Source organism: Bradyrhizobium rifense (assembly GCF_008123425.1).
GTDB classification, from domain to species: Bacteria; Pseudomonadota; Alphaproteobacteria; order Rhizobiales; family Xanthobacteraceae; genus Bradyrhizobium; species Bradyrhizobium rifense.
The window spans coordinates 200,384-226,245 of sequence record NZ_VSSS01000013.1 but is presented as its reverse complement, the minus strand read 5'-3'; the positions used below and the strand labels follow the sequence as shown (position 1 = coordinate 226,245).

Sequence of the window (25,862 nt, the reverse complement as noted above, 5' to 3'; positions counted from 1 at the left end):
CCTCGTTATCTCTCCATCAGTAGCGCGCCGAGATCGTCAGATAAGCGGCTCGTCCCGGTGCTTCGAGCACGAAGGGCGCAGCGCTCTGATACAGCGCGTCATAGTAGCGCTTGTCGAAGATATTGTTCACGGCCAACTTCAACCGCCAGTTCTTGTTGATCTTCGCTTCCGTGAACGCGTCAAAGCGCCAATAGCCCGGGATCGACGTACCCTGGTTGGCCGCGAGCAAGGTACCGCCATAGATTTGCGAACGGTACACCGCCTGCCCACCCAGCTCCCAGATATCGTTGAACTGGTATTTCGAGAGCAGGCTGAACGACTGATGCGCGATGTTGGCGAGCGGCCGCCCGACATTCGTCGGATAAAGCGCAATATTGGCCGACGGCGCCAGCGACTTGGTCACTTCCGACTGCATCAACACGAGGCCGCCGGACAGGCTCCACTTGTCGGTGATGTTGCCGCCCACGCCGAGATCGATACCGCGGATGCGGTAGGCTGCGCCCGCCGTGATGCACGACACGGTCGTTGCGGGAGCCACAGGAGCGTACGTGCAGCCAAGCGGTGTCGCGGCAGCCACGCTGCCGACATTCTGCGCCTCACGCGCGTTTTCTTTCTCGGTCTGGAACAGCGCCGCCGTCACCAGCAAGTGACGGTCGAACAGCTCCCACTTCGTACCGAGTTCGATCGCCTTGTTCTTCTCAGGCCCGAATATCTGGGCGTTACCGCCAGCCAAGGTGGGATTGATGCCGCCATAGGCCGTGCTGGTGCCGTCGAATTCGGCGCCGACGGGATTCGAAGACGTGGCATAGGCCACGTAGACGCTGCCGTTCGGCAAAGGCTTCAGCGTGAGCCCGAGATTGAAGCTCGGGATCAGGAATTCAGCCGACTGTTGACCGGGGGCGCCGGTCGCCGAGAATCCGGATGTCTTGATGTTGTAGTCGTCGTAGCGAAAACCGCCGTTGAGGATCAGCAAATCGCGGTAGTTGGCGGAATCAACGACGTACCCGCTGGTGGTGTCGATGCCGATCTTGGTTGGCTTACCGGTGAGGCCTCCCGGGATCGGGAACGGATTGTCGGTGGCTTGCGGATAAAAGACGCTGACGCCGGACGTCGATCCTCCGCCGGTGAAGGGCGTCGTCCCAGTCGTAATCTCGGAGCTAAGACCCGTATAGCTATCGATCGACGATCGTTCCCTGTCATATTCGATGCCGGCAAGCAGGGTGTGCTTGAAGCCGGCAACATCGTTGAACTTGTAGGTCGCCTCGGTCTGGTTGGCGAACACGTCGGTGGCCTGGTAGCGGCTCTGCGGATTGGCCGTGAGCGTATAGGCCGTGAACGGAGCTCCGGCAGCCAGCGTCGGTGACTCCGGAAGCGTGCCTATATAGTTCTGCGTCGAGTGCGATTCCCGGATCTTGTTGCTGAGCATCAGGTCGGGCGTGATCTGGACCTCGGCATTGACCGTGCCGATGTCCTGGCCGGTTCTATAGAAGTCGCGGTTGACGAAGCCGTAGAAATTGTTGCGGTTGACGCCAAAGTCCGGGAACGGACCACCGGAGGTCGACGTCGGGCTCGGCCGATAGTACGGCACGCCAAAATCCGGCATGCCGGTCAATTCGGTATGGATGTAGTTGCTCGTGATCTTGATCGCGTCGGTCGGCTTCCAGGTGGTGGCCACGAAAGCACCGTCGCGGTTGTCGGTAACCCTGTCGCGGCCGGCGACCTTTGCATCCTGGAACAGGCCGACGGCGCGAATTGCGAATGTCGGATCGACGACCTGGTTGACGTCCAGCGTGACACGCTTGGTCTGGTCGGTGCCAAACGTGGTGTCCATGTTGTAGAAGCTCTTCTCCGTCGTCGCCTGCTTGGTGACGATGTTGATCGCACCACCCGCCGTGCCGCGGCCCGCGAAAGACGACGCCGGGCCGCGCAGAATCTCGACCTGCTCGGTGAAGAAGTTCTCTCGGACGCTGACACCGGCATCGCGCATGCCGTCGATGAAGATGTCGTTGCGCGCGTCGAAGCCGCGAATGAAGAAGCGGTCGCCGAAGGCATTGCCGCCCTCACCGGTGCCGAGCGTAACGCCGGCGGTGCTCAGGATCGCCTGCTTCAACGACGTGGCGCCCTTGTCCTCCAGCACCTCCTTCGACAGCACCGTCACCGATCGCGGCGTATCGACCAGCTTCTCCGGGAATTTTCCGGAGGCCTGCATGTGATCGACCTTGTATGGCGCGGCGGGATCCGCATAGGGATTGCGGTCGGGAGCACCGGGGGCCGGGTTGGCGACCGGCGCCTGCGCGGCCTGCTGACGCTGTGCGGCACGGCGCAGCGCGTTCCGGGCGCGGGTCTGCTCGGGCGTCGGCTTCGCGGCGGTGGAGCGCGGACGTTCCTTGGGCGCATCGACGTTCACGGGCGGCAAAGTCGATTGTTGTGCCTGCGCGCCGGTCGAGACGGACGCGACCGCAATCAGGCTCGCAACGGCAGATACGGTCTTGCCGGTCGCGCCATCGAGATTGCTGCCAAATGATTTCCGAACCGCGACCGAACGCAACGATCGCGGTGTTCTTGTAACGCCCATCACACGCCCCACTGTGCTTCTGCTTCCAACACTCGCGTTGCGACAACGCGACGCATTGGTGCTATCGGGCGTGCTTATGGGGGTCAACGCGATCACTGCAACACTGCGAAACAAACCATCAACTTCATAGCGATTCTAAACTTGCTTGCGCATTCCAGTTTTAAACTGTTCTAAACTGAAGTTTGTAAGCGTTCTAAACTGGCACCAAGATGCGGATGGCACGCATCGCGGTCGATTGCAGAAGCGCAGGGATGCCTGCCGTGGCAGGCATCCCTGGTTTGGATCGGCGCAGAGCTTCATCAGAACTTGGCCGTCGTGATCAGATAGAACGCCCGCCCCGGCGCGACTGCGACGAACGGAACGGCGCTGCGATAGAGCGTGTCGTAGTAGAGTTTGTTGGTGAGGTTCTGCGCGTAGAACTTCATGGTCCAGTTCTTGTCGATCTTCTTCTCGACGAACGCATCGAAGCGCCAGTAGCTCGGCAGCTCGTTGCCGGTGTTGGCCGCGAACGTGCCGCCATAGACCTTGGAGCGATACACCGCCTGCCCGCCGACTTCCCAATCGCCGTCGAACTTGTACTTGGTCAGCATGCTGAACGACTGATGCGCGACGTTGGCGAGCTGCAGGCCGAGATTGGAGGCGATGTTGCTCTGCGTGACCTTGGACTGCATCAGCACCAGGCCGCCGAAGATGCTCCAGCGATCGGTGATCTTGCCCTCGGCCTCGATGTCGATGCCCTGGATCTTGTAGGCCGCGCCCGAGGTGAGGATGCCCGCAGCGTTGGTCTCGCGCGCGTTGTCCTTCGTGGTCTGGAACAGCGCCGCGCTGACCAGCAGATGACGATCGGCGAGCTCCCACTTGGTGCCGACTTCAGCCGCCTTGTTGCGCTCGGGCCCAAGCAGAACGGTCGTGTTGGCGGGGACGCCGCCGTAATCGGTGCCGGTTGCGTCAAGCTCCGAGCCGAACGGATTGGCCGAGGTCGCATATGCCGCATAGATGCTGCCGATCGACGTCGGCTTGTAGACCAGGCCGACGTTGTAATTGACCAGATCGGAGTTCATTTTCAGATAGGCCGTGTTGGTCGACGAGCTCATGTTGTATCCGTCGTAGCGGATACCGCCGTTCACGATGATGGTGTCCTGCCAGTTTGCAGTGTCCATCACGTAGACGCTGCTGGTGTTGACGCCATAGCGTGTCGGATTGCCCGTCAGCGTCGGCGTGCCGAAGCCACCGACATAAGTGGACTGAGGGGAGTAGAGATTGATCCCCGAGAGAGCGCCGTTGCTCGTGAAGCCGGAGCCGGCCAGCTCCGATGCAAGACCCGAGTAACGGTCGATCGAGATGTTCTCGTTGGTGTATTCGACGCCGAACACCGCGGTGTGCTTGACCCCGCCGGTGTCGAGCTTGAACGTGGCCTCGTTCTGGTTTGCCCACACGTCCACGGTCTGGTAGCGGCTCTGCGCACTCGCCGTCGTGGTCCAGAGCAGCGGATTCGGACTGGTCGTCACCGGGTTCTGTGGCAGCGTGCCGATATAGTTGAGCAGCGAGTGCTCGCCGCGCACTTTGCTGCTGAGCGTGATGGCCTCGTTGACCTTGTACTCTGCGGTCGCGGTGCCGAAATCCTGCCGCGCGGTCTGGAAGTCGCGATTGAGGAAGCCGTACCAGGTCCCGCGCGGAATGCCGGCGGACGTCACCGGCACGTTGCCCTGCTTGTAATAGGGCACGCCGAAATCGGGCAGACCGCTGAGATCGGTGTGGACGTAGTTCGTCGTGATCTTGATATCGTTGGTCGGAGTGTACTTGGTCGACAGGAACGTGCCCCAGCGATCGTCGGTCACGTAGTTGCGGCCGGCGACATTGGCGTCCTGGAACAGGCCGCCGGTGCGCACCGAGAACGAGGGATCGACGACCTGGTTGACATCAAGCGTGACGCGCTTGGTCCGGTCGGTACCGAACTCGGTATCCATCCGCTTGAAGTTGACGTCGCCGGCCTGCTTGGTGACGATATTGATGGCGCCGCCGGCGGTGCCGCGGCCGGCATAGGACGATGCCGGTCCGCGCAAAATCTCGATCTGCTCGGTGAAGAAGTTCTCGCGGATCGACACGGCGGGATCGCGGATGCCGTCGATGAAGACGTCGTTGCGCGCATCGAAGCCGCGGATGAAGAAGCGGTCGCCGAAGGCGTTGCCGCCCTCGCCCGACCCCAGCGTCACGCCGGCGGTGGAGCGTCCGATTTCCTTCAGCGTCGTCGCGTTCTTGTCCTCGAGCACTTCCTTGCTGAGCACCGTGATCGTCTTCGGCGTGTTCAGCATCGGCTCGGGAAACTTGCCGGAGGCCTGGACGTGGTCAACTTTGTATGGCGCAGCCGGATCGGCATAGGGATTGCGATCGACGGCGCCGGCTGGCGCCGGTGCGGCGGCGGCAGCCTGCTGCTGCGCCTGCTGGCGTTGCGCGGCGCGACGAAGCGCGTTGCGCGCACGGACCTGTTCCGGCGTCGGCTTCGAGGCTGCCGGACGCGAACGCTCGACCGGCGCATCGACATTCACCGGCGGCAGGCTCGACTGCTGCGCCTGCGCACCGCTCGACACCGACGCCACCGCAATCAGGCCGGCAACGGCCGACACCGCCTTGCCGGAATTGCCATCGAGTTCGAATGAATTTCTTGCCGCGATCGCACGCAGCGATCGCGGAGCCACCGCCAGCCCCATTTCAACGCACCCCAATTCAAATTCGTCGATCTGCAACATGCGCGACGAACGATGAGGCGGTGCTATCGATCACGAAAAATCTGGTCAATGCGAGGAGGCGCGCGCGACCACTTGAATTGCTCTAGTTCAAATCGATTCTAAAATTTCGAATCTGAAATGATGAAATGTCGCGCGACATATTGAAGCAATCAGACACAGCAGCGCTTGTCTTCGTGCATCATCTTGCGCAGCCGTCAGTCGCTGCTCGGCGGCTTCATCAGCGAGAACAATTCGTCGACGGTGCGCTGCGCTGTCGCGCGCACGCGATCGGAATTGTCCATGCCGGCGATGTTGACGCCGTTGACGACGGCTTTGATCTCGTCGCGGAAGTCGGTGAGGAAGCGCAAGGGATCGCGCTGCTCGTTGGCGACACGCGCGATCAACCCGGTGATCAGAATCTGACACGCGATCAGCTTGCCGTTCAGCTCGTCCATCATGTGCTCCCGTTGTGGCCGGCCGATATGAACGACGCTGATTTTCCTGACAACCGAAACGGCACGCGGCCGGTTTAGAACCGTCCTAACCGCGATCACGACGAGACATCGAAGATGCGTCCAGCCGCGTGCAAACGCCACGCGCACGGTTGACCGCTCACGCGGTCCGCGAGCACTGCCCAGCTTTTGCACTTTGTCGGTTCGCATCGGGAAAATGCAGCACTGCACACCGCTGCATCACCCGTTTGCCTACGGGGTGCAAAGCTTTCCAATTGTTTAGGATTCTCAGCCGATAGTGCTGTTTACACTGGAACTTGGCGTGTATTATACAACAGTGCCGGGAACCTGTTTGCCGGCACCACATTTCGTTCCTTTGGGCATACAAGCCGATACGAATAGATATGAAAAAGTCACGGCCGATCCTGTGGATTGTCATCATCGCAGCTGTGGCCGGAGGCGGCTATTACGGCCGGCAGCGGTTCTCGGCGTCTGAGGCCGGAAAAGCCCAGACCGCGCAGAAGGGTCCGCCGCGGGCCCCCGCCGTGCCCGTCAGCGTTGCGCCGGTCCAGAAGGCCGACTTCCCGGTCTACCTGACCGGTCTCGGCACGGTGCAGGGCTTCAACACCGTACAAGTCCGGACCCGGGTGGACGGCCAGATCGACAAGGTCGCGTTCACCGAAGGCCAAATGGTCAACCAAGGCGATCTCCTGGTCGAGATCGATCCGCGCCCGTTCCAGGCCGCCCTCGATCAGGCCAAGGCCAAGAAGGCGCAGGACGAGGCCAATCTCGCCAACGCCAATCTCGATCTGCAGCGCTACACCAAGCTCGGTGAATTCGCGACGCGGCAGCAGACCGACACGCAGCGCTCCACCGTTGCCCAGCTCACCGCCCAGATCGCCGCCGACGAAGCCGCGATCGCCAACGCCCAGACCCAGCTCGACTACACCCAGGTCAAGTCGCCGATCACCGGCCTCGCCGGCCTGCGCCAGGTCGACATCGGCAACATCGTCAACGCCTCGACCCAGACCGGCGTCGTCACCATCGCCCAGGTCGAGCCGATCACGGTGATCTTCACCGCGCCGGAAGACCAGCTGCCTTATATCAGCGAGGGTCAGAAGTCCGGCGAGCTCAAGGTGATCGCGTTCACCACCGACGGCAAGAAGACGCTGGCCGAGGGCAAGCTCGCCGTCATCAACAACCAGGTTGATACGACCAGCGGGACTATTCGGCTCAAGGCGGTGTTTGCCAACAAGGAACACACGCTGTGGCCGGGACAATCGGTGTCGACACGCCTGCTGGTGCGGACCCTGAAGGATGCGACCATCGTCCCCGATGACGCCGTGCTGCATTCGACCAACGGCCTCTACGCTTATACCGTCAACCAGGACAACAAGGCCGAGGTTCGCAAGATCAAGGTCAACTACTCCATCGACGGACGTTCGGTTGTCGATGAAGGGTTGAGCCCCGGTCAGCAAGTCATCACCGGCGGTCAATATAAGGTGCAGCCCGGCAGTCTCGTTTCGACGGCCGTGGCGAGTTCGGATCCGGTTCAGAAAAGCAAGGTTCAGCAGGAATGACCGAAGGCGGGATTTCGGCACCTTTCATCCGTTATCCCATCGGCACATCGTTGCTGATGGCCGGCATTCTTTTTGTCGGTCTCGTCGCCTATCCCCTGCTGCCGGTCGCACCGCTGCCGCAGGTGGACTTCCCGACCATCCAGATCACGGCCAATTTGCCGGGCGGCAGCCCGGAGACGATGGCCTCGTCGGTCGCGCAGCCGCTGGAGCGCCAGTTCGCCCAGATTCCCGGCATCGCGCAGATGACCTCGACGAGCTATCTGGGCACTGCCTCGATCACCATCCAGTTCGACCTCAACCGCAGCATTGACGGCGCCGCCAACGACGTGCAGGGCGCGATCAACGCCGCCAGCGGCCAGCTGCCGAAGAACCTGCCCTCGCCGCCGACCTACCGCAAGGTGAACCCGGCGGACTCGCCGATCCTGCTGCTGTCGGCAACGTCTGACACGCTGCCGCTGACCACTGTCAGCGATTCGATTGACGCCCAGCTCGCCCAGCAGATCAGCCAGATCTCCGGCGTCGCGCAGGTGTTCATCGGCGGCCAGCAAAAACCCTCGGTCCGCGTCCAGATCGATCCGGCGAAACTCGTAGCCAAGGGCCTGTCGCTGGAGGACGTGCGCACCGCGATCGGGATCACCACCGTCGACAGCCCCAAGGGCAATATCGACGGCGACAAGCGCGCCTACACGATCTACGCCAACGACCAATTGTTGCAGTCCAAAGACTGGAACGACGTCATTATCGCCTACCGCAATGGCGGCCCCTTGCGGATCAAGGACATCGGCCAGGCCGTCACCGGTCCCGAGGACGCCAAGCAGGCGGCCTGGGCCAATGGCAAGCGCGGCGTGTTCCTCGTCGTGTTCAAGCAGCCGGGCGCCAACGTCATCGAGACCGTCGACCGGATCAAGGCGACCCTGCCCCGCCTCGTCGCGGCGATCCCGCCCGCGGTCAAGATCGAGGTCATCAGCGACCGCACCACCACCATCCGCGCCGCGGTCGAGGACGTGCAGTTCACGCTGCTCCTGACCATTGCACTGGTGGTCATGGTCATCTTCGTCTTCCTGCGCAGCTTCTGGGCGACGGTGATTCCCACCATCACGGTTCCGCTGGCGCTATTGGGCGCCTGTGCGCTGATGTGGGTTTTCGGCTATTCGCTCGACAATCTGTCGCTGATGGCCCTCACCATCGCGGTCGGATTCGTCGTCGACGACGCCATCGTGATGCTCGAGAACATCACGCGCTACATCGAGGAAGGCGAGAAGCCACTCGCCGCCGCCTTCAGGGGTTCCAAGGAAATCGGCTTCACCATCGTCTCGATCTCTGTCTCGCTGGTCGCGGTGCTGATCCCGCTGCTGCTGATGGGCGGCATCATCGGGCGCCTGTTCCGCGAGTTCGCGGTCGTGCTGGCGATGACCATCTTCGTCTCGATGTTCGTGTCGCTGACCCTGACGCCGATGATGGCCTCGCGCTTCCTGCGCGCCCATGGCGAGGTGACCCACGGCAAGTTCTACCAGTGGAGCGAGAGCGCTTTCGACGCGATGCTGCGTGGCTACGAATATGTGCTCGACCACGCCATGGCCTGGCGCCGAACCACACTCACGATCTTCTTCGCGACCCTCGCCCTGTCGGTCTATCTGTTCATCCTGATCCCGAAGGGCTTCTTCCCGCAGCAGGACGTCGGCCTGATCACCGCGACCTCGGAAGCCTCCCAGGACATCTCGTTCGCCGAAATGCAGCGCCGGCAGGTCGAGCTCGGCAAGATCGTGCTGGAAGATCCCGACGTCGCCTCGTCGGCGATGAACATCGGCGGCAGCGGCCGCGCCGGCAATAACGGCAACATGTTCATCACCCTGAAGCCACGCAACGAGCGTGAGGCGTCCGCGCAGCAGATCATCGCGCGGCTGCGTCCCAAGCTCGAGAAGGTCGCCGGCGCCCGCCTTTACATGCAGGCGGCCCAGGACGTCCGTCTCGGTGGCCGTCCGACCCGCACGCAGTTCGAGTTCACCTTGCAGGATGCCGATCTCGGCGAGCTCAATTCGTGGGCGCCGAAGATTCTCGCCAAGATGCAGACGCTGCCAGAGCTGCGCGACGTCGCGACCGACCAGCAGACGCAGGGCACCACGGTCCAGCTCAACATCAACCGCGACACCGCCTCGCGCTACGGTATCCAGCCGCAGCTGATCGACGACACGCTCTACGACGCCTTCGGGCAGCGCCAGGTCGCGCAGTACTTCACGCAGCTCAACAGCTATCACGTGATCCTGGAAATCCTGCCGGAGATGCAGGGCAACCTGGATTCACTGAACAAGCTCTATCTGAAATCGCCGCTGACCGGCGATCAGGTGCCGCTGTCGACCTTTGCGACCTGGTCCACCGATCCGGTCCGGTCGCTCTCGATCAGCCATCAGGGCCAGTTCCCGGCGATCACGATCAGCTTCAACCTCGCGCAGGGCGTTGCGCTCGGCCAGGCCACGGAGTCCGTGCAGAAGGCGATGACCGAACTCGGCGCGCCGCCGACGCTCAATTCGAGCTTCCAAGGCACCGCGCAAGCGTTCCAGCAGTCGTTGGGCACCGTGCCGCTCCTGATCCTCGCGGCGCTGGTCGTGGTCTATCTGATCCTCGGCATTCTCTACGAGAGCTACATCCACCCCATCACGATTCTGTCGACCCTGCCCTCGGCCGGCGTCGGCGCGCTTGCGATCCTGATGGCGGCCGGCTTCGAGTTCAGCTTGATCGCGTTGATCGGCGTCATCCTGCTGATCGGCATCGTGAAGAAGAACGGCATCATGATGGTCGACTTCGCCATCGCCGCCGAACGCCACGGCAAGACGCCGGAGGAATCGATCCGCCAGGCCGCGCTGCTCCGCTTCCGCCCGATCATGATGACAACGATGGCAGCACTTCTCGGCGGCGTGCCGCTGATGCTCGGCCACGGCACCGGCGCCGAGATCCGCCAGCCGCTCGGCTACGCCATGGTCGGCGGCCTGATCGTCAGCCAGGCGCTGACGCTCTTCACCACGCCGGTCGTCTATCTCTATCTCGACAAGTTCTCGAACCTGTTCAAGAGCCATTCGGCCGAGGACGAAGGGCACGAGACGTCAGAGCACGGCACCGTCAAGGAAGCCGCCGAGTAGTCTTGCGCCGCGGCTTCCGCGACGCTACAGCGAGGCCCTCGGTTCACGCCAACGCGGTCTCGCCATGCCCATGCAATCCAGACTTGTCGCTCTCGCCGCCGCCGCTGCCCTGTTGTCCACGGGCGCCGCGTATGCCCAGCAGGGCGCCAAGAAGAACGCAGCTCCCCCGGCCCCTGCCCCGGCGGCACAGCCCACGCCCGCACCAACCCAGCCGCAGGCCGAGGGCGCTCCGGCGCAGCCCGGCTGGATCGCACGCTGCACCAGCGCGAGCCGCGACGCGCCGCTCGAATGCGCGATCGAGCAGAACGCGGTGCTGACCAAGACCGGCCAGACCATCGTGCTGATCAACATCCGCATTGCCCCCGACACCCGCACGCCGGTCGCCCTGCTCCAGCTTCCGCTCGGCCTCAACCTCCCGGTCGGCGCGAAACTCCAGGTCGACGAGGGCAAGACGGTCGATCTCCAGATCCAGACCTGCGAGAACCGCGGCTGCTACGCCTCGACGCCGATCGCGCCGGACCTGCTTGCGAGCCTGAAGTCGGGCAAGCAGTTGAAGGTCTCGTTCCAGAACATGGCGAAGGAAACCATCGCGATCCCGATGCCGCTCAGCGATTTTGCGGCGGCCTACGACAAGATCAAGTAAGGGACGCCTGCCCTCCACTGTCGCGCTCGATCACCCCGCGCCCAAATAAGCCTTCTGCACCTGCGGATCCTCGGCCAATGCCGCCGCGGTGCCGGACAGCACGCTCTTGCCGACCTGGAGCACGGTGGCGAAGTCCGAGACTTCCAGTGCCAGCTCGATCGATTGCTCGGCGAGCAAGATGGTCAGGCCTTCGCGATGCAGCCGACCAAACGTTTCGTACATGGATTCGACCACCGCCGGCGCGAGGCCGAGCGATGGCTCGTCCAGCATCAGGAGTTTCGGGTCGCTCATCAGCGCGCGACCGACCGCGAGCATCTGCCGCTCGCCGCCGGACATTGTGCCGGCGCGCTGGTTGCGGCGTTCCTTCAGCCGCGGAAAAATCTCGTAGACGCGCTCGAGCAGCGCGGCCTGGCGCGATTTGTCGTGCAGCGGCGTCGCACCGAGCATGAGGTTGTTCTCGACGCTCTGCTGCACGAACAGCCGCCAGCCCTCCGGCGAGAGCGCCAGCCCCTTGCGCACGATCGCAAAGGCCTTTTGGCCGGCGATGTCCTCGCCGCGAAAGCTGATCGTTCCTGAGTGCACCGGGATGAGGCCGGCGATCGCATTCAGCGTCGTGGTCTTGCCGCCGCCGTTGGAGCCGAGCAGCGCGACGACGCTGCCCTCGGGCACTTCCAGCGAGACATCGGAGACGCCGATGAGGTCACCATAGCGCACCTCAAGGTGCTCGATCCTGAGAAGCGCCCCGCTCATAGGTCCGGCCCGCCCATGAGCTCGACCGGCGTATGGCCGGCGGCCGCCTTCGCGGCACGTTTGCCGAGATAGGCTTCGATCACGGCCGGGTTGGACGTGACCTCGCGCGGTGAGCCGCGGGCGATCTCCTTGCCCTGGTGAAACACCATCACCCGGCTTGCCAGCGACATGATCACTTCCATGATGTGCTCGACGATGACGAGCGTGATGCCGGAACGATGGATGTCGCGGACGAGATCGATCGCAAGCTTCACCTCATGCGCGTTGAGCCCAGCCATGGCCTCATCGAGCAGCAGCACTTTTGGCTCGGTCGCGAGCGCGCGAGCGATCTCCAGCCGCTTGCGGCCGGGGGTACCGAGCGAGCGCGCCGGTGCATCCGCAAGCCGGCTCATGCCCACGCGCTCCAGCACGGCGCGCGCCTTGGTTTCGGCTTCCTTGCGATGCGCGGTGCGCAGGAACGCACCGATCATGACGTTCTCGAGCACCGTCATGCCCTCGAACGTCTGCGGCACCTGGAAGGTGCGGGCAAGCCCAAGCCCGGCGCGCAGCTCCGGCGCGAAATCGGTGATGTCGCGTCCTTCGAACAGGACGCGGCCGGAGGTGGTCTTGAGATCGCCGGTCAGGCAATTGAAGAAGGTCGACTTGCCCGCGCCGTTCGGGCCGATCAGGCCGAGAATATCGCTATGCTCCAGCGTCACGGAGGCATCGTCCACCGCCTTGAAGCTGCCGAACGCCTTGGTAATCCCGCGCGCCTCAAGGAGCATGGCTTGCTCCCGGATCTGCACTTGGCTTCCTGCGTCGCGTGAACAGGCTGAGCAGGCCGCCGGGCTGGAAGCGTGCGATCAACACGATGATCGCGCCATAGAGCACGAAGGTGAGGCCTGCGCCCTTGCCGCCGAGCCAGCTGTTGGAGATCTCTTCCAATGGCACGAGGATCGCCGCGCCCACCAATGGCCCGAACAGCAGCCCTGCCCCGCCGAGCGCTGCCATGATCAGGATTTTCACCGAGATCAGGATGCCGAGGCCTGACTCGGGATCGACGAAGCCGAACATCATCGCATAGAGCGCGCCCGCGACGCTGGTGAATGCTGCGCTCAGCATGTAGGCGTAAAGCTTGGTGCGGCTCGCGGGTGCGCCGAGCGAGCGCGCGGCGCGCTCGGAATCCTTGATCGCGCGCAGGTAAAATCCCATCCGGCTGTTGGTCATCCACCAGGTGACGAACAGCGTGATCGCGAGGATGACAAGGAACAGATAGTAATACGGCAGCGACGACAGGAACGAGAGGTCGAAGATGTTGCGTGGCACGGTCGGGCCCGAGAGGCCGACCGCCGCGCCCAGCCAGTCGGTGTTGGTGACGATCAGCCGCATCGTCTCGGCGACGGCGATCGTCGCCATGCTGAAATAGTGGCCCGACAGCCGCAGCGTCGGCACGCCGATGATTGCGGCTAAGCCCACCGCAATCACGATGCCGCCGGGGATGCCGAACAACGGCGACAGGCCGAACTTGGCGTAGGACCCCATCGCTGCATAGGCACCGCAGCCGAAGAACACGACATGGCCGACCGAGACCTGGCCGGCATAGCCGCCGACGATGTTCCAGGCCGACGCCGCAATCGCATAGAGCAGCACCAGCGCGCCAAGACGCTGCTGGAAGGGCGAGGACAACAGCAACGGATAGGCGATCGCAATGGCCACGACGACCGAAAGCCAGATCCAGCGCCGCATCACATCTTCCCCATCAGGCCCTGTGGCCGGAACCAGAGGAAGAGCAGGAAGAGGACATAGACGACGATATCCTTGTAGATCGCGCCGATCAGATAGCCGGAGAGCGACTCGATCACGCCGATCAGAAGCCCTGCGACGAGCGCGCCCGGCACGCTGCCAAAGCCGCCGAGCGAGACTGTGACGAAGGCGACGATGCCGAGCGTCTCGCCGACTGTCGGAACGATGTAGAAGAAGTTCGCGATCAGCGCGCCGGCGAGCCCGGTGGCGCCGGCTGCGATCGCCCAGGCGATCGCCTGCATGGTGTCGGGCCGGATCCCCATCAGCTGCGCCGCGGTCTGGTCCTCCGCCACCGCCAGCATTTTCGAGCCGAGCGAGGTGCGCGTCAGCAACAGATGCAGGCCGAGCGTCACCAGCAGCGCGACCACGCCGGCCAGAAGTCGCGAGGCCTCGATTCGCAGGCCCGCAAACGCATAGGTGCCGCCGACGATGTTTTGCGGCATCGACAGGAAATTGGCGCCGAACCACCAGAACACGGAATAGCGCAGCAAGAGCGCGAGCCCGAAGGTGCCGAGGATCTGCGCCAGCATCGGCCCCTTCATGATGTCGCGGATCAGGGCGAAGTAGACGACGACGCCGACGGTTGCGAGCACCAGGGTTGCGAGCGGCGCACCCAGGATCGGCCCGCCTCCCATCAGGGTGTAGACGACATAAGCGACATACATGCCGAGCATGACGAAATCGCCATGCGCGAAATTGACGATGTTCATCATGCCCCACACCAGCGTGAGGCCCGAGGAAAACAGGGCGTAGACGGCGCCAAGCAGAAGCCCGCCGACAATCACCTGCACGAGGACAAAGGACATGAGCCGCGTTGCTCTGATCAAATCATCTTGGGAAAGGCGGAGCGCGCGGCCCCGCCTTCAAAACATCTCACCAGCCTTTGTAAGGCAGCACCGGCGGCTTTTCGGCATTCGCCTTCGGCCACACCGAGACGTAGTTCTCGCCGTCCTGAAGCTGGATGATGGCGCCGGACGCAAGGATGTTCTGGCCCTTGTCGTCGAACTTCACGCCCCTGTAGCCGATCATGAGCTGGTCGGCCTTCAGCTCCGTCGCCTTCAGCGCGGCCTGGACCTTTGCCGGATCGGTCGCGCCGGCGCGGTCGATGGCGTCGGCCAGCACGAAGAAGCCCTGCATCTGGCGGGCGACCGTGTCGTCCATCTCCTCGCCGCTCTTCTTCTTGTACATGTCGGCGATGACGGCCGACGCCGAGCCCGGCGGTCCGACGACCCAGGACGACCGGTTGAAGACGCCCTGCGATATCTTGCCGACCGCCTTGATGAAGGACGGGTCGGAATAGCCGGCATCGTCGGCAAGCAGGATCGCCGGCTTGTAGTCGAGCGACTGCATGGTCTTGGCGAACAGGATCGCGTCCGACGTGTAGCTGATCATGATGATCACGTCGGGCTTCCTGTCCTTGAGCTGGAGCACCTGGCCCTGCACGTCGGTGGCGTTGACGGCATAGGCGACGTCGAGCGCGACCGGCTGCCCCTTCTCCTTGAAGGCGGTGCTGATCGTGTTGGCGACCGAGGTGCCGTATTCGGTGTTGTCATGGACCAGCGCGATGGCGTCGGTCTTGGCGCCGGTCGCCTTCATGTCGGCGAGGAAATCAACGTAGATCTTGGCGAAATCCGTCGCGATCGGCGTGGTGCGGAAGAACCATTTGAAGCCGCGCTCGGTGAGATTGGCGGCAACCGATTCCGAATTCAGGAAGGGAATGCCGTATTTCTCGGCGATCGCACTCGATGTCAGCGTCACGCCGGATTGATACGAGCCGAACACGGCCGCGACCTTGTCTTCCGTGATCAGGCGCAGCGCCTGGTTCTGCCCAGTCGCCGGATTGCCCTGGTTGTCGGCGAAGACCGCTTCGATCTTGGCGCCGCCAAGGCCGGCAAGGCCTGCGTTCTTGGCCAGCGGCAGATTGCCGAGCTCGGGATGCGCATTGTTGATGATGTCCATCGCGACTTCGAGCGCCGCCTTGGCATGCGCGCCGATCGAGGCAGTGCCGCCGGACATTGGCAGGATGACGCCAATCTTGACCACCTTGTCCTCGGCGCGCGCGCCGGCCGCGAGCACAAGGGACATCGCGGCCGCGCAAAGCAGCCCCGTGACGTGCTTCAATGTCATGAAATCAGACCTCCCAAAGGGTTTCCCCAAACCAAGATTTTTTGGAAAGCTTGGGCGAAACGCCCGCTTCCGTTTGATTTATGCCTGGCGACGAGAAGATGGCATGCCAGCGGGACACCGGCAAGGTGAAACGGATTGCGACGATGCTGCACAAGGAAGCAGCGATTGCGCACGCTGCGGCCCGCGCTCAATCTGGCGTCGTTTGTTGCACACCAGACAACCGCTGCGGCGCGCCGTCAGTGCGTGTCGCTCGCCTGCAGCAGCGTGGTGAAGCCGCCATAGATCATGCGCTTGCCGTCGAACGGCATGTCGGAGCCCTTCAGCCGCGGATCGGCCATCACCTTGGCGTTGACGGCATCGCGGCTCGCTCGATCGCGATAGATGATCCACGAGAACACCACGACTTCATCCTCCGTTGCCATCACCGCGCGCGGAAACGATGTGAGCTCGCCATAGGGCACGTCATCGCCGATGCATTCGACGTAGTCGAGCGCGCCGTGCTCCATCCACACCGCGCAAGCCGTTCGGGCCAGCGCCTTGTAGGCCTCGATCTTGTCCTTCGCCACGGCCAGCACGAAACCATCGACATAGGGCATCAGGGATCTCCTTGGGTTGTGTGTCCCGAGGACGATCGGACGCGCGCCGATCCGACCGGCGATGGCAATATCGGGATGAGGCAAACCGTCGCGAGCCGGGGCGCGGCGGGCCGTCGGAACCAGCGGTCCCGCGGCCGGCACATCCCATGTGGACCGCAAAACGCCGGTGCACCGCAGCGCTTGCCAGCCCACAGCCGAGCGGGTAGAAACCCTCCACGCCTGAGCCGTGATTTGCGCGACAAAGCGCTGCCGGCCGCAGTTGGACAAATCAGTAAGATATTGAATTTGTTCGACTATTCCGTTGGGGAATGGTGTAACGGTAGCACAACAGACTCTGACTCTGTTTGTCTTGGTTCGAATCCAGGTTCCCCAGCCACGAAATTCCGCCCCCTACAGTCCAATGACCGCCGTGCAAGCCGCGGACGAGACGGATATGGCTCCGCCGGGGCGGAGCCATATCGCACTTTCGTCGCCGCTTGCGCTGACGGCACAGCCCCGTCAGCGAGACGCGTCGACCCTCAGCCCACCTTAGCGCGCGGCGGCGCTGCGGCAACCGCGGTTGCCGGCTTGAACAGGTTCACGAAGGCAGCACCGTCGGGAGCGCCAAGCCCGGTGCAAGCATTCCACGCGGCGCCCATCGTCGCATAGCCGACGCCGCCGTCCTTGTTGTTCCCGGTCTTGGTCTGCCGGAAAGCCTGCGGAGCGCCGTAAATGTTGGGATGAATGAATCCCACGGATCGACCGGCGCTTTCATTGACCAGCGCAATCAGACCCGCAAACAAGGGCGCGACGGCGCTGGTCCCACCGATGGTGGTCCCGCTCCCACCGACGACGACGCGGTATCCGCTTCGCGGGTCGGCGTCCGCCGCCATATCCGGAACGCCGCGTCCGACCCGATGATCGCTGTTCACCGAGCGCGGAATGTTCGCCTCCGATTGATAGCCGGGCACGGGATATTTGTCGCTAATGCCGCCACCCGTGCCCTGCCCGCCGTGATTCCAGACGCTCTCCTTCGCGATCGTGCCGCCCTGGACATCAATGAGTGTGCCGCCGCAGCCGAGGACGTAAGGGTTCGAGGCCGGGAAATCGACGTGGGCGCGGCCATCCCCAACACCATCGGTCGCCAGATTGTCACCCGCGGCAGCCAGCACCGTGACGCCTCGTTGCGCTGCGTCCTTCAGTGCCGAGTTCATGGCTGCGAGGCCCTGCGCGGTCCAGTTCGACTCCGAGGAGCCCCAGCTGATCGAGATCACCGATGGCCGGCTCTGTTGATCGTTCACCGCGCGAGTGATGGCGTCGACAAATCCTTGCGTGGTGTTCGGAGCGAAATAGACCGCGATTGAAGCACCCGACGCGACAGCGCCAGCAACCTGGATATCGAGCGCGACCTCGCCGTCGGCGTTGAGGTCGATGCCCGGCCGGTTGCTGCCACCCGACACGGAAATCGCGGTGACGACGGGTGTCTGCAGCCCCATGGACGCGAAGGCCATTTGGTTGTCCGCATCGCGGAAGCCGCCGCCGAGCTCGATGATCGCGATGCATTGACCGGCGCCCGTGCCGGTCGGAAATCCGTACAGCTTCGCGATTTCGGTCGGGAGATGCCCGTTGATCGCGTGCGGATCGATATGCCGCTTCAGCTTCGGCTTTGCGATCGGCCTGGTATCGAGGCCGAGCACCGCCTCGATGCTGCCGACCACGTCTGCCGGCGCGGACAACGCACCCGTGCGCGCCCTGAAGGCGGCCGCGCCGTCATTGTAGTAGTGCAGCTTGGTGCGGAATGCAGCCTCGAGCTTGTCGGCCGGCCCCGCGAGCTTGACCAGGCGCCGCGACGGATCCTGCTTGACGACCGACAATCCATTCTCGCTCGCGAACTTGGTGATCCTGGCAAAATCGGCAGAGTAGTCCACCTGACTAGCTTGCCTCACGCTCGGCGCCGACGCCGCCTGGCCCGCAGCGATCGGCCCCTGCGCCAGCAAGGGATCTTCATCGCGGTCCTTGACGTAGACGCTGACCTCGATCTGCTCCGCCGGATTGACCGCACGCACCGCCGCAATCGGCGCCGGACCTGCCGGAGGTTCGCGATAACTTCCAGGAATTTCCATGTATTCGTTCGGCATTGAAGCCTCCCTTTGAAATGCTCCTCAGAGCGGACAATGCCGGCAAATGTCCATGGACGTGTGAGTTGAGCGTGAATTGACCGTCAACGCTTCATCCAGGCAGCTTACGACATCGCGCACGGCTTTCCTTAACGACGGCCTCCACGGCGACAAAGGTCATCCTCGCTGACGCGATCGACCGCCGAACGATTTGTCACTCTACGACTGACAGGTCGGCGATCAGCAGGATGTCAGGCGAACATCGGTAGCGCTGCACTCAGTGCGAGCCGCAGATGCGGACGACGATTTCGCCCTTGCCATTCGCGATCATCACCTGACCATACTCGTCCAGCGGCGGGCTCTCCTCATAACGAAGCGGGATCGTGGTGATCTGTTCTCGCGCCTCGCCGCCAGATTCCTGAGCGCTCACGTCGAGTATCAGGATCTTCGGATTGATGCCTTGCGGAGAGCGTCTGGTCAGCCGGGCGTGCCAACCGTTGGTTGGCACCCGTACGTCGCCAATCATGATCAGCCTGGGCGGCGCCCCCGGCACGCGATCGATCCAGGCCTTGAATGTGTTTCTCAACAGGACGGTCATGGCACGTCTCTTGGTCCGCTACGCGATCTCCTCGTAACGGGCGAAGCATAGATCCGCGAACGAAGCCGCTCGTGAACGGCGCGTGAATTCGGCTCCAGTTCAAGCGGCCCGACGACGACCGGCCCTGAGCCTCACGCGAGACACCCGACAGCGAAGCTGCCCCTGTCTGCCCAGCAAGCAGCAGTGTGTGGGTCGAGCCCTCGGCCAGCTCGCCTGGGCTGACGGCTTCAGGTTCAACGCCTCGGGGGCGGCATCGGGCTTCGCGGGATCAAGCCCGACCCGTGCAAGCAGGAGAACCGCGGAATACCATTCACGATCATTTCACGCTCGTCGGCTGGAAGTGGAGTGCCTTCGGCCTGCTCGCCAAGCCACCATTTTTGATCACGCAGCCACACTTGACCATCGCACAACCTGAGATGTACCATTTCTCGCCTATACCCGATCCGGCAGCTCGCATTCGCGAGACTGCTTGCTTTTGGCTTGGCGCACCGCACGAGCCGATACCCTGCGTTCGGCCAAGTCTAGCCTCCCGGAACCTGCACTCCTACACTGTCGTCGATGATGTCGACGAAGGATGGCAGAACATGTCGGGAGTCGGCGGAGACGAAGCGGTCGACAAAGACAAGCCGGGCCGCCTGCGGCTGAAAATCATAGGAACGTTTGCAGCTAGCGTGGACGGACGCGAACTCGGCCTCGGCCGAAAAGCGCAGGCGCTCCTCGCCTATATGATGCTCTCCTCCGCGCGACAATTACCCAGGACCAGATTGGTTGGACTGCTCTGGAGCGAGAAGGAAGAGCTGCTCGCAAAGGGTTCGCTGCGCCAGTCGCTAAGTCAGATCCAGCGCGAACTAAAGGCGCTGGGCTGTACGCATTTTCACGCAGACCAAATGCACGTTGCGCTCGAGATCGAACAGGTCGCGTGCGACCTGACGGAGATCGTCTCGGATGTCGAACGTGGCATTGTTCATCCGCTCCTGCTCGCGCGCGAACGCCTGACCGACGACATTCTCGACGATCTGGAAGGCATCGATCCGGCCTTTTCGGAATGGCTTGCCGAGACGCGACCGCTGATCCACGAACGCCTGATCGACGCCTTGGCGAAATTGCTGCCGGACGAGGCTCAAACAATTATTCCGACCAATGCGGAAACTGCCGCGAGGGCCATCCACCGCCTGGATCCCGAGAACGAGCGGGCCGTCCGAGTTCTTATCAAGAGCCACGTGGCCGCCGGGAGCATCGGTGCTGCGCTCGCGGTTTATGCGCGGCTCTGGCGCCAGCTCGAGGATACCTACGACATCGAGCCGCATAGGCTCACGCAGGACCTGATTGCCGACCTGCGACAGCACCAGCCCGAGGCGGTGACACCCACCGTGTCACCCAGCGTCGCTTCCCCCGGAGTCCGCACGATCGGACTTGCCACCAGCCGACCGTCGGTCGCGGTACTCCCTTTTCGCGCGCTATCGCCAAACCTGGAGCCTCAGTTCACGATCGGTATCGTCGACAGCGTCGTCCAAGCCCTGTCGAGCTTGAAGGAACTGCTCGTCATTTCACGCGGGTCGACGATGATCCCGGCTCCCCAAACCTTGGATCTGCGCGCCGTTGGCCGAGATCTCAACGCGCAATATCTACTTCATGGCAGCATTCAGCGCGCCGGCGATCAGATCCGGATTTCGACCGAGCTCGTTGCCGCCGAGACGGTCGAGGTCGTCCGCGTCGATCGCCTGAATGGAACTGCAGCCGACGTCTTCGATTTGCAGGATCGCATCGCTGTCGAGGTCATACGCTCGCTGGCGCCACAAGTTCGCGACCGGGAGCTTCATCGCGCGATGCAAAAGCGGCCAGACGATCTCGATGCCTATCAGTTGGCACTGGTTGGTTATGACCAGATGTTCAGCCCCGACTACACGACATTCGTGACAGCGCGAACCAATTTCGAGCGGGCGCATGTCCTCAGCCCCAATTGGGCCCCGCCACTATCCTACAGCGCCATCTGGCACATGCAGCGCGTGTCGCGCGGATTGTCGTCGAACCCGCCGGTCGAGCTTGATACCGCGCGGGCGCTCGCGGAACGAGCGCTGGAGCGCAACTCCTCCGATCCGCTCGCCAACGCCGTCGGGGGCTACACCCTGTCGCAATGCAAGCACGATCATGTCGGGGCCCTCAAACAGCTCGATCGTGCGATCGAGCTCACCCCGAACCTGGCGCTCGCATTCGCATATCGTGCCGCCGTGCAGGTTCGCTGCGAACGGTATGAGGACGCACTCATCGATGTGGCGATCAATCTACGTCTCTCACCGCGCGACAGGCACGCGTGGTTCGCGGAGATGATCTCGGCTCAAGCCCATTTTGCCATGAATGATCTGAATTCAGCCATCGAACACGCGACAGGGGTCGCGAGGCTGCTGCCCAGCAATCAGGCAAACCTGCGTGTTCTCATCGCGGCTCTCATCGAGAGCGGGCGTCTCGACGATGCGCAGATATTTGCGCGACCGATCATGATAGCCGGCGAGATCGACCTGACGTGGATCGCGACGTCGCCATGGCCGAAGCCGTCCCTGGTGCGCATCGCAGCGGCGCTCTCGCGGCTGGCGTCGACGCTTCGGAACGGCCCCCCCTCGGGGGACACAGACAAATCTTAACGGAGGAGGCACCTATGGCAGGCGGATATGGCGGTTACGGCGGTTATGGCGGCTACGGGGGATATGGTGGCTATGGCGGATATGGAGGATATGGCGGTGCCGGGGGGGCCGGCGGCGTCATGTTCGCCGATCGCGACAATCTCCCGTTCGCGGGCAATCCCGAAATCAAAGAAGTCGAGTTCAATGCCACCGGCTTTGGCACAAGGCTCTGGTCGACCCGGTGGTACGCGTGGGTCGTGATGTCCGATCTTGCCCGCAAGGACGAATGGCTCGACCGCCTCGGCGGGTTCGAACTGCTCGGGACCGGACCAACCCCATGGGCAAACGGTCTTGAAGCCGACCTTGCCCAGCTGAGAGCGATGACCGATGCGCCAATGTCCGATCGCACCGACGCGATCGACGAAATCGTAACCGAGGCCGACGAGTTCATCAGTAAGTTCCTGCACCTCGTGTCCGCGACGGCGACGACACATCCGGCGACATCGCGCATGCTCATCGTCGCCGATGCTCTCACAGCGCTGATCACGATGCACTACAAAGCGCATTTCAACCGTCCGCGCCCAACGCAGGTGGCTCCCGGATTGATGTCGCCGATCCAGCATGGCGGGCACGCGTCATTCCCCAGCGGCCACGCCACCCAATCTCACGTTTTTGCGGCGCTCCTCGCGGAGGTGATGCCGAAGTCGCTCGGGGAGCCCACGCCGGCGGATCCCGACAAAACCAAGATCAAAAAGGCGCTTGACGTCCTGGCCAAAAGAATCTCGCGAAATCGCGAGATCGCCGGTCTGCACTATCCCTCGGATACCACGGCCGGAGTGACACTTGCGGGAGCGATTACCGCCAACATTCTGCTGAATCGCGGCTACCTGCGGAAATTCACCGAGCTTGTCGACAACGCCAGGCAGGAGTGGAAGGACACCGGCGTGTTCACGGGGGGAAAAGATGTCGGAGAATGACAGCTACGGCTTCTACGACGTCGTGCCTGACGGATTCGATCTGCTCGACGCAACGTCGGACAAGTTCGATCTCTACGGCATACCGCAGAAGCCGAATGCCGTTACCGAGCCACGCCTGTTCGAGTTCTGGAAAACGCTCGTTTCGCCGCCATTCACGGCAAGGCGCCCAACTTTCCGCAAAATCGATCCTCCCTCGCAGGGAGGTCCGCTCCAATCGCTGTTGAACTGGTCGGGCGCGCTCATCTCATCGCCCCGGCCGGAACGAATTGTTTTCGCCGCGGCGGGATGGACCGCGCCGAGCGTAAGCCTGCCGTCCACACCGGCACTCTTTACGCCGTTGAACGACCCAAGATCGTTGCTATGGGTGGGCCTCGACGGCCACAACGGCATGCTGCCGAACATCTCTCTCCCTCAAATCGGTACCGGCCACTGGCCCAATCACACGCCCCAGCACTTTGCGTGGTGGGAATGGTGGCGCAACCCTGCGCCGAATGAGGCGTCCACTGAGCAACAAGAGCTCTTGATGATCGGCAACCTCCCCATCAATGCTGGCGACGAGGTCCTCGCCGGTCTCGCGGTTCAGGTCAGTGGCGACGTGCTCTTCTTCATCAAGAACCAGACCACCGGCGAGTTTCGTTCGTTTCTTGCCCGGCCGCCCGGTGTGATCCAGCCGCTCGGATCGTCGGTGGAATGGGTCGTGGAGCGGCCGACAGATCCGCCCAGCCGCAAATTATTCCCGCTTCCCGACTATGGCTCCGTGGATTTCAAATATTGCATGGCGCGAGCGGTAGCCGACGGGCCGCTCGCACCGAGTCGCCTGATGATGCTGGATGACAGCGCGCTCATGATTCACATGCGCGAGGCTTTTGCAGATCCCTATCGTACCGTCTCTGTCTCAATTCCGGAGCTACGGCAGGACAAGGACGGCTCGATTGGCGTCACCTGTAGTTTCCGGAATCCAATATAGCGATCAGCCCAACATCCAGGCCCGTCGCCGTCTCGAATGCTGCAAGACTCGTGACACCCTCCCCCTACTCCATCTTGATATTCGCGGCCTCGATCACCTTCTTCCACCGCTCCGTCTCGGAGGCGATGTAGGCGGCGAACGGCTCGGAATCGACGGCGATCGCGGTGGCGCCGAGCTCGGCCATCTTCTGCACCGTCTCGGGCTCCTGCATGTAGGCGCGGATCTCGGCGGAGAGCTTTTCGATGATCGGCTTCGGCGTGCTGGCGGGAACGAAGAAGCCGTGCCAGGCGACCGCCTCGAAACCGGGGAGGAATTCGGCAACGGCCGGTACTTCCGGATCGAAGGCGGCGCGCTTCGGCGTCGCGGTGGCAAGCATCGCGAGCTGGCCGGTCTTCACCTGCGGCAGCAGCAGCGGCACGTTGTCGAAGGCCAGATCGATGTGGCCGCTCAACAGATCCGTCAGCATCTGGCTCGAGCCCTTGTAGGGCACGTGCACCATCTTGGTGCCGGTCATCTGCTGAAACAGCTCGCCGGCGAGATGCTGCGAGGTGCCGACGCCGGCCGAGCCGAACGAGACCTTGTCCGGGTTCGCCTTCAGATAGGCGATCAGCTCCGGCACGGTGCGCGCCTTGATCTTGTCGGGATTGACGACGAGCACGTTGGGCACGACGCTGATCTGGGCGACCGGCGCCAGGTCCCTGTCCGGCTGATAACTGAGCTTCGGCCCGTACAGCGACGGATTGATCGCGAGCGCCGACGTGCTGGCAAGACCGAGCGTGATGCCGTCAGGCGCCGACTTTGCCAGCCGCGTCACACCGAGGATCGAACCGGCGCCGCCGACATTCTCGACCACGAACGGCTTGCCGAGCTTCATCTGCAGATGGTTCGACACCATGCGCGCAAAGATGTCCGCGGTGCCGCCGGCGGCAAAGGGCACGATCACCGTCACCTGCTTGGACGGATAACCATCCTGCGCACTCGCCGGCGACATCGCCAGCAAAATTGCCGAGGCAAGGCCAAGCCACATCGATCTCATCGAAGCTTCCTCTACTTTGACTGCGTTGTTGTTGAGTTGCCGCGAGCGCGCGGCGGAGATGGCTAGAACGCGACCTCGTACATCTCCAGGATCGCATCCCGGCTCAAATCGCGCGGATTGTTGTCGAGCAGGCGGCGAATGGCATGCGCCTCGTCGGCCATCACATTGAGATCATTCTTGGGCACGCCGAGCGCCGACAGCCGCATCTCGACGCCGAGGTTTTTGCAGAAGGCGTAGGTCGCATCGAATGCAAGCTTCGGATCGCTCCGCTCCGGTAGCTCAAGCGCTCCGAGCACCGCGACCGTCTTCGCCTCGACCGCGGGCATGTTGAACGCCAGCGTGTGCGGGAAGATCACCGCGCAAGCGAGACCGTGGGCAATATGATGGCGCGTGCCGAGTGGATAGGCCACGGCGTGTCCGGCGGTGGTGTTCACCGGCCCCAGGCAATAGCCGCCATACAGCGAGGCCAGCGACAGGCCGGCGCGCGCCTCGCGATCGCCGCCATCGGCCACCGCGCGCTTGAGATAACGCCCGACCAGTCGCGCGCCCTCGAGCGCGTAGAGGTCGATCGTCGGGTGCGCCTTGCGGCTGGTGTAAGCCTCGACGCAATGCGCCAGCGCATCGACGCCGGTGGCTGCTGTGATCTCCTTCGGCACGGTCATCGTCAGATCAGGGTCGACGATGGCAATATCGGCCAGCATGAAGCGGCTCTGCACCGCCTGCTTGTTCTGGCTGACGGGATCGGTGACCAGCGCGCGGGTGCCGGCCTCGCTGCCGGTGCCCGAGGTGGTCGGGATCTGCATCAGCGCAACGCTGCGGCCGGCGACCTTCTCCGGCCCGACGATGTCGGCAAAGGCGACGTCGCTGGTGCACATCACTGCGACCAGTTTGGCGAGATCCATCGCGCTGCCGCCGCCGAAGCCGACTACGAGATCGGGCTTGGCGTCTTTCGCCACCGCGACCGCCTTCTCGAGATTGGGCAGATCCGGCTCGGGCTTCACCTCACCGAACACCTTCACTGCGCCCGGCAGCGCCAGCGCATCGACGCGGCGCGCATTGAAGGAATCGGAGATCACCAGCGGCCGCTTGGCACCGATCCGCTCGGCGAAGCGCGCTGCCGCGGTGATGGTGCCGTTGCCAAACTCCAGGATAGTGGGGCGGAGGATTTCGATGGGCGTGAAGGCGTTGGTCATCGTGGGCTCGAT

General features: G+C 63.1%; 19 protein-coding genes and 1 tRNA gene. 7 read left to right on the top strand and 13 right to left on the bottom strand.

Annotated elements, in window-relative coordinates; all coding sequences use genetic code 11:
* Nucleotides 1-16: 16 nt before the first annotated feature.
* The 3 genes from FXB40_RS06950 to FXB40_RS06940 form a co-directional block, all read right to left on the bottom strand.
* Nucleotides 17-2,575: a TonB-dependent receptor gene (locus FXB40_RS06950; RefSeq protein ID WP_148771454.1), complete on the bottom strand. Its 2,559-nt coding sequence runs from the start codon at nt 2,573-2,575 to the stop codon at nt 17-19.
* Nucleotides 2,576-2,874: 299 nt separating this feature from the next.
* The gene (locus FXB40_RS06945; protein ID WP_148771453.1) at nt 2,875-5,283 is read right to left on the bottom strand and encodes a TonB-dependent receptor; all 2,409 of its coding nucleotides are present in this window, start codon (nt 5,281-5,283) and stop codon (nt 2,875-2,877) included.
* A 233-nt stretch (nt 5,284-5,516) separates the two neighbouring features.
* The gene (locus FXB40_RS06940; protein ID WP_148771452.1) at nt 5,517-5,756 is read right to left on the bottom strand and encodes a hypothetical protein; all 240 of its coding nucleotides are present in this window, start codon (nt 5,754-5,756) and stop codon (nt 5,517-5,519) included.
* 401 nt (nt 5,757-6,157) lie between these two features.
* On the opposite strand from FXB40_RS06940, the gene FXB40_RS06935 reads away from it, so the two are divergent.
* From FXB40_RS06935 to FXB40_RS06925, 3 genes are all read left to right on the top strand, one after another.
* A complete protein-coding gene (locus FXB40_RS06935; protein WP_148771451.1) occupies nt 6,158-7,333 on the top strand; it encodes an efflux RND transporter periplasmic adaptor subunit in 1,176 nt (391 codons plus the stop codon).
* Nucleotides 7,330-10,467 (top strand): efflux RND transporter permease subunit, encoded by a 3,138-nt coding sequence (locus tag FXB40_RS06930; RefSeq protein WP_148771450.1) that lies wholly within the window; start codon nt 7,330-7,332, stop codon nt 10,465-10,467. The genes FXB40_RS06935 and FXB40_RS06930 overlap by 4 nt, the downstream gene beginning before the upstream one ends.
* A 64-nt stretch (nt 10,468-10,531) precedes the next feature.
* Nucleotides 10,532-11,110, top strand: coding sequence for an invasion associated locus B family protein (locus tag FXB40_RS06925; protein ID WP_187436705.1), 579 nt, complete (start codon nt 10,532-10,534; stop codon nt 11,108-11,110).
* A 30-nt stretch (nt 11,111-11,140) separates the two neighbouring features.
* On the opposite strand, the gene FXB40_RS06920 is transcribed toward FXB40_RS06925, so the two are convergent.
* From FXB40_RS06920 to FXB40_RS06895, 6 genes are all read right to left on the bottom strand, one after another.
* On the bottom strand, nt 11,141-11,860 hold the full coding sequence (locus FXB40_RS06920) for an ABC transporter ATP-binding protein (RefSeq protein ID WP_148771448.1): 720 nt from the start codon (nt 11,858-11,860) through the stop codon (nt 11,141-11,143).
* Nucleotides 11,857-12,624: an ABC transporter ATP-binding protein gene (locus tag FXB40_RS06915; RefSeq protein ID WP_148771447.1), complete on the bottom strand. Its 768-nt coding sequence runs from the start codon at nt 12,622-12,624 to the stop codon at nt 11,857-11,859. Before FXB40_RS06915 ends, FXB40_RS06920 begins: the two co-directional genes overlap by 4 nt.
* The gene (locus FXB40_RS06910) at nt 12,614-13,585 is read right to left on the bottom strand and encodes a branched-chain amino acid ABC transporter permease (protein ID WP_148771446.1); all 972 of its coding nucleotides are present in this window, start codon (nt 13,583-13,585) and stop codon (nt 12,614-12,616) included. The genes FXB40_RS06915 and FXB40_RS06910 overlap by 11 nt, the downstream gene beginning before the upstream one ends.
* Nucleotides 13,585-14,448: a branched-chain amino acid ABC transporter permease gene (locus FXB40_RS06905; RefSeq protein WP_148771445.1), complete on the bottom strand. Its 864-nt coding sequence runs from the start codon at nt 14,446-14,448 to the stop codon at nt 13,585-13,587. The genes FXB40_RS06910 and FXB40_RS06905 overlap by 1 nt, the downstream gene beginning before the upstream one ends.
* A gap of 67 nt (nt 14,449-14,515) precedes the next feature.
* A complete protein-coding gene (locus tag FXB40_RS06900) occupies nt 14,516-15,769 on the bottom strand; it encodes an ABC transporter substrate-binding protein (RefSeq protein WP_148771444.1) in 1,254 nt (417 codons plus the stop codon).
* Nucleotides 15,770-16,005: 236 nt separating this feature from the next.
* A complete protein-coding gene (locus FXB40_RS06895; RefSeq protein WP_187436704.1) occupies nt 16,006-16,365 on the bottom strand; it encodes a DUF1428 domain-containing protein in 360 nt (119 codons plus the stop codon).
* Between the two features lie 302 nt (nt 16,366-16,667).
* Here FXB40_RS06895 and FXB40_RS06890 point away from each other — a divergent pair.
* A tRNA-Gln gene (locus FXB40_RS06890) sits at nt 16,668-16,741 on the top strand.
* 142 nt (nt 16,742-16,883) lie between these two features.
* On the opposite strand, the gene FXB40_RS06885 is transcribed toward FXB40_RS06890, so the two are convergent.
* A complete protein-coding gene (locus FXB40_RS06885; RefSeq protein WP_148771443.1) occupies nt 16,884-18,482 on the bottom strand; it encodes a S53 family peptidase in 1,599 nt (532 codons plus the stop codon).
* Nucleotides 18,483-18,738: 256 nt separating this feature from the next.
* Nucleotides 18,739-19,059 (bottom strand): hypothetical protein, encoded by a 321-nt coding sequence (locus FXB40_RS06880; protein WP_148771442.1) that lies wholly within the window; start codon nt 19,057-19,059, stop codon nt 18,739-18,741.
* A 185-nt stretch (nt 19,060-19,244) separates the two neighbouring features.
* Here FXB40_RS06880 and FXB40_RS06875 point away from each other — a divergent pair, with 185 nt between their 5' ends.
* Genes FXB40_RS06875 through FXB40_RS06865 form a run of 3 tightly spaced genes read left to right on the top strand, consistent with a single transcriptional unit; the run spans nt 19,245 to nt 23,621 of the window.
* Nucleotides 19,245-21,698 carry a BTAD domain-containing putative transcriptional regulator gene (locus FXB40_RS06875; protein ID WP_148771441.1) on the top strand — a complete coding sequence of 818 codons (2,454 nt, stop codon included), beginning with the start codon at nt 19,245-19,247 and terminating at the stop codon, nt 21,696-21,698.
* Between the two features lie 14 nt (nt 21,699-21,712).
* Nucleotides 21,713-22,654, top strand: a complete 942-nt coding sequence (locus FXB40_RS47725) for a phosphatase PAP2 family protein (protein WP_187436703.1) — start codon at nt 21,713-21,715, stop codon at nt 22,652-22,654.
* Entirely contained in the window at nt 22,641-23,621 is a 981-nt protein-coding gene (locus tag FXB40_RS06865) for a G1 family glutamic endopeptidase (protein WP_148771440.1), read from the top strand. The genes FXB40_RS47725 and FXB40_RS06865 overlap by 14 nt, the downstream gene beginning before the upstream one ends.
* A 64-nt stretch (nt 23,622-23,685) precedes the next feature.
* Here the strand turns inward: FXB40_RS06865 and FXB40_RS06860 are convergent, their stop codons facing one another.
* Both FXB40_RS06860 and FXB40_RS06855 read right to left on the bottom strand, forming a co-directional pair.
* Nucleotides 23,686-24,657 carry a Bug family tripartite tricarboxylate transporter substrate binding protein gene (locus FXB40_RS06860; protein WP_148771439.1) on the bottom strand — a complete coding sequence of 324 codons (972 nt, stop codon included), beginning with the start codon at nt 24,655-24,657 and terminating at the stop codon, nt 23,686-23,688.
* A 62-nt stretch (nt 24,658-24,719) separates the two neighbouring features.
* A complete protein-coding gene (locus FXB40_RS06855; protein WP_246207424.1) occupies nt 24,720-25,850 on the bottom strand; it encodes an iron-containing alcohol dehydrogenase in 1,131 nt (376 codons plus the stop codon).
* Between the last annotated feature and the right edge of the window lie 12 nt (nt 25,851-25,862).

Coding starts and splice junctions, on each gene's coding strand:
- FXB40_RS06950 (WP_148771454.1), bottom strand. CDS start 2,575: ATGGGCGTTACAAGAACACCGCGATCGTTGCGTTCGGTCGCGGTTCGG.
- FXB40_RS06945 (WP_148771453.1), bottom strand. CDS start 5,283: ATGGGGCTGGCGGTGGCTCCGCGATCGCTGCGTGCGATCGCGGCAAGA.
- FXB40_RS06940 (WP_148771452.1), bottom strand. CDS start 5,756: ATGGACGAGCTGAACGGCAAGCTGATCGCGTGTCAGATTCTGATCACC.
- FXB40_RS06935 (WP_148771451.1), top strand. CDS start 6,158: ATGAAAAAGTCACGGCCGATCCTGTGGATTGTCATCATCGCAGCTGTG.
- FXB40_RS06930 (WP_148771450.1), top strand. CDS start 7,330: ATGACCGAAGGCGGGATTTCGGCACCTTTCATCCGTTATCCCATCGGC.
- FXB40_RS06925 (WP_187436705.1), top strand. CDS start 10,532: ATGCCCATGCAATCCAGACTTGTCGCTCTCGCCGCCGCCGCTGCCCTG.
- FXB40_RS06920 (WP_148771448.1), bottom strand. CDS start 11,860: ATGAGCGGGGCGCTTCTCAGGATCGAGCACCTTGAGGTGCGCTATGGT.
- FXB40_RS06915 (WP_148771447.1), bottom strand. CDS start 12,624: ATGCTCCTTGAGGCGCGCGGGATTACCAAGGCGTTCGGCAGCTTCAAG.
- FXB40_RS06910 (WP_148771446.1), bottom strand. CDS start 13,585: ATGCGGCGCTGGATCTGGCTTTCGGTCGTCGTGGCCATTGCGATCGCC.
- FXB40_RS06905 (WP_148771445.1), bottom strand. CDS start 14,448: ATGTCCTTTGTCCTCGTGCAGGTGATTGTCGGCGGGCTTCTGCTTGGC.
- FXB40_RS06900 (WP_148771444.1), bottom strand. CDS start 15,769: ATGACATTGAAGCACGTCACGGGGCTGCTTTGCGCGGCCGCGATGTCC.
- FXB40_RS06895 (WP_187436704.1), bottom strand. CDS start 16,365: ATGCCCTATGTCGATGGTTTCGTGCTGGCCGTGGCGAAGGACAAGATC.
- FXB40_RS06885 (WP_148771443.1), bottom strand. CDS start 18,482: ATGCCGAACGAATACATGGAAATTCCTGGAAGTTATCGCGAACCTCCG.
- FXB40_RS06880 (WP_148771442.1), bottom strand. CDS start 19,059: ATGACCGTCCTGTTGAGAAACACATTCAAGGCCTGGATCGATCGCGTG.
- FXB40_RS47725 (WP_187436703.1), top strand. CDS start 21,713: ATGGCAGGCGGATATGGCGGTTACGGCGGTTATGGCGGCTACGGGGGA.
- FXB40_RS06865 (WP_148771440.1), top strand. CDS start 22,641: ATGTCGGAGAATGACAGCTACGGCTTCTACGACGTCGTGCCTGACGGA.
- FXB40_RS06860 (WP_148771439.1), bottom strand. CDS start 24,657: ATGAGATCGATGTGGCTTGGCCTTGCCTCGGCAATTTTGCTGGCGATG.
- FXB40_RS06855 (WP_246207424.1), bottom strand. CDS start 25,850: ATGACCAACGCCTTCACGCCCATCGAAATCCTCCGCCCCACTATCCTG.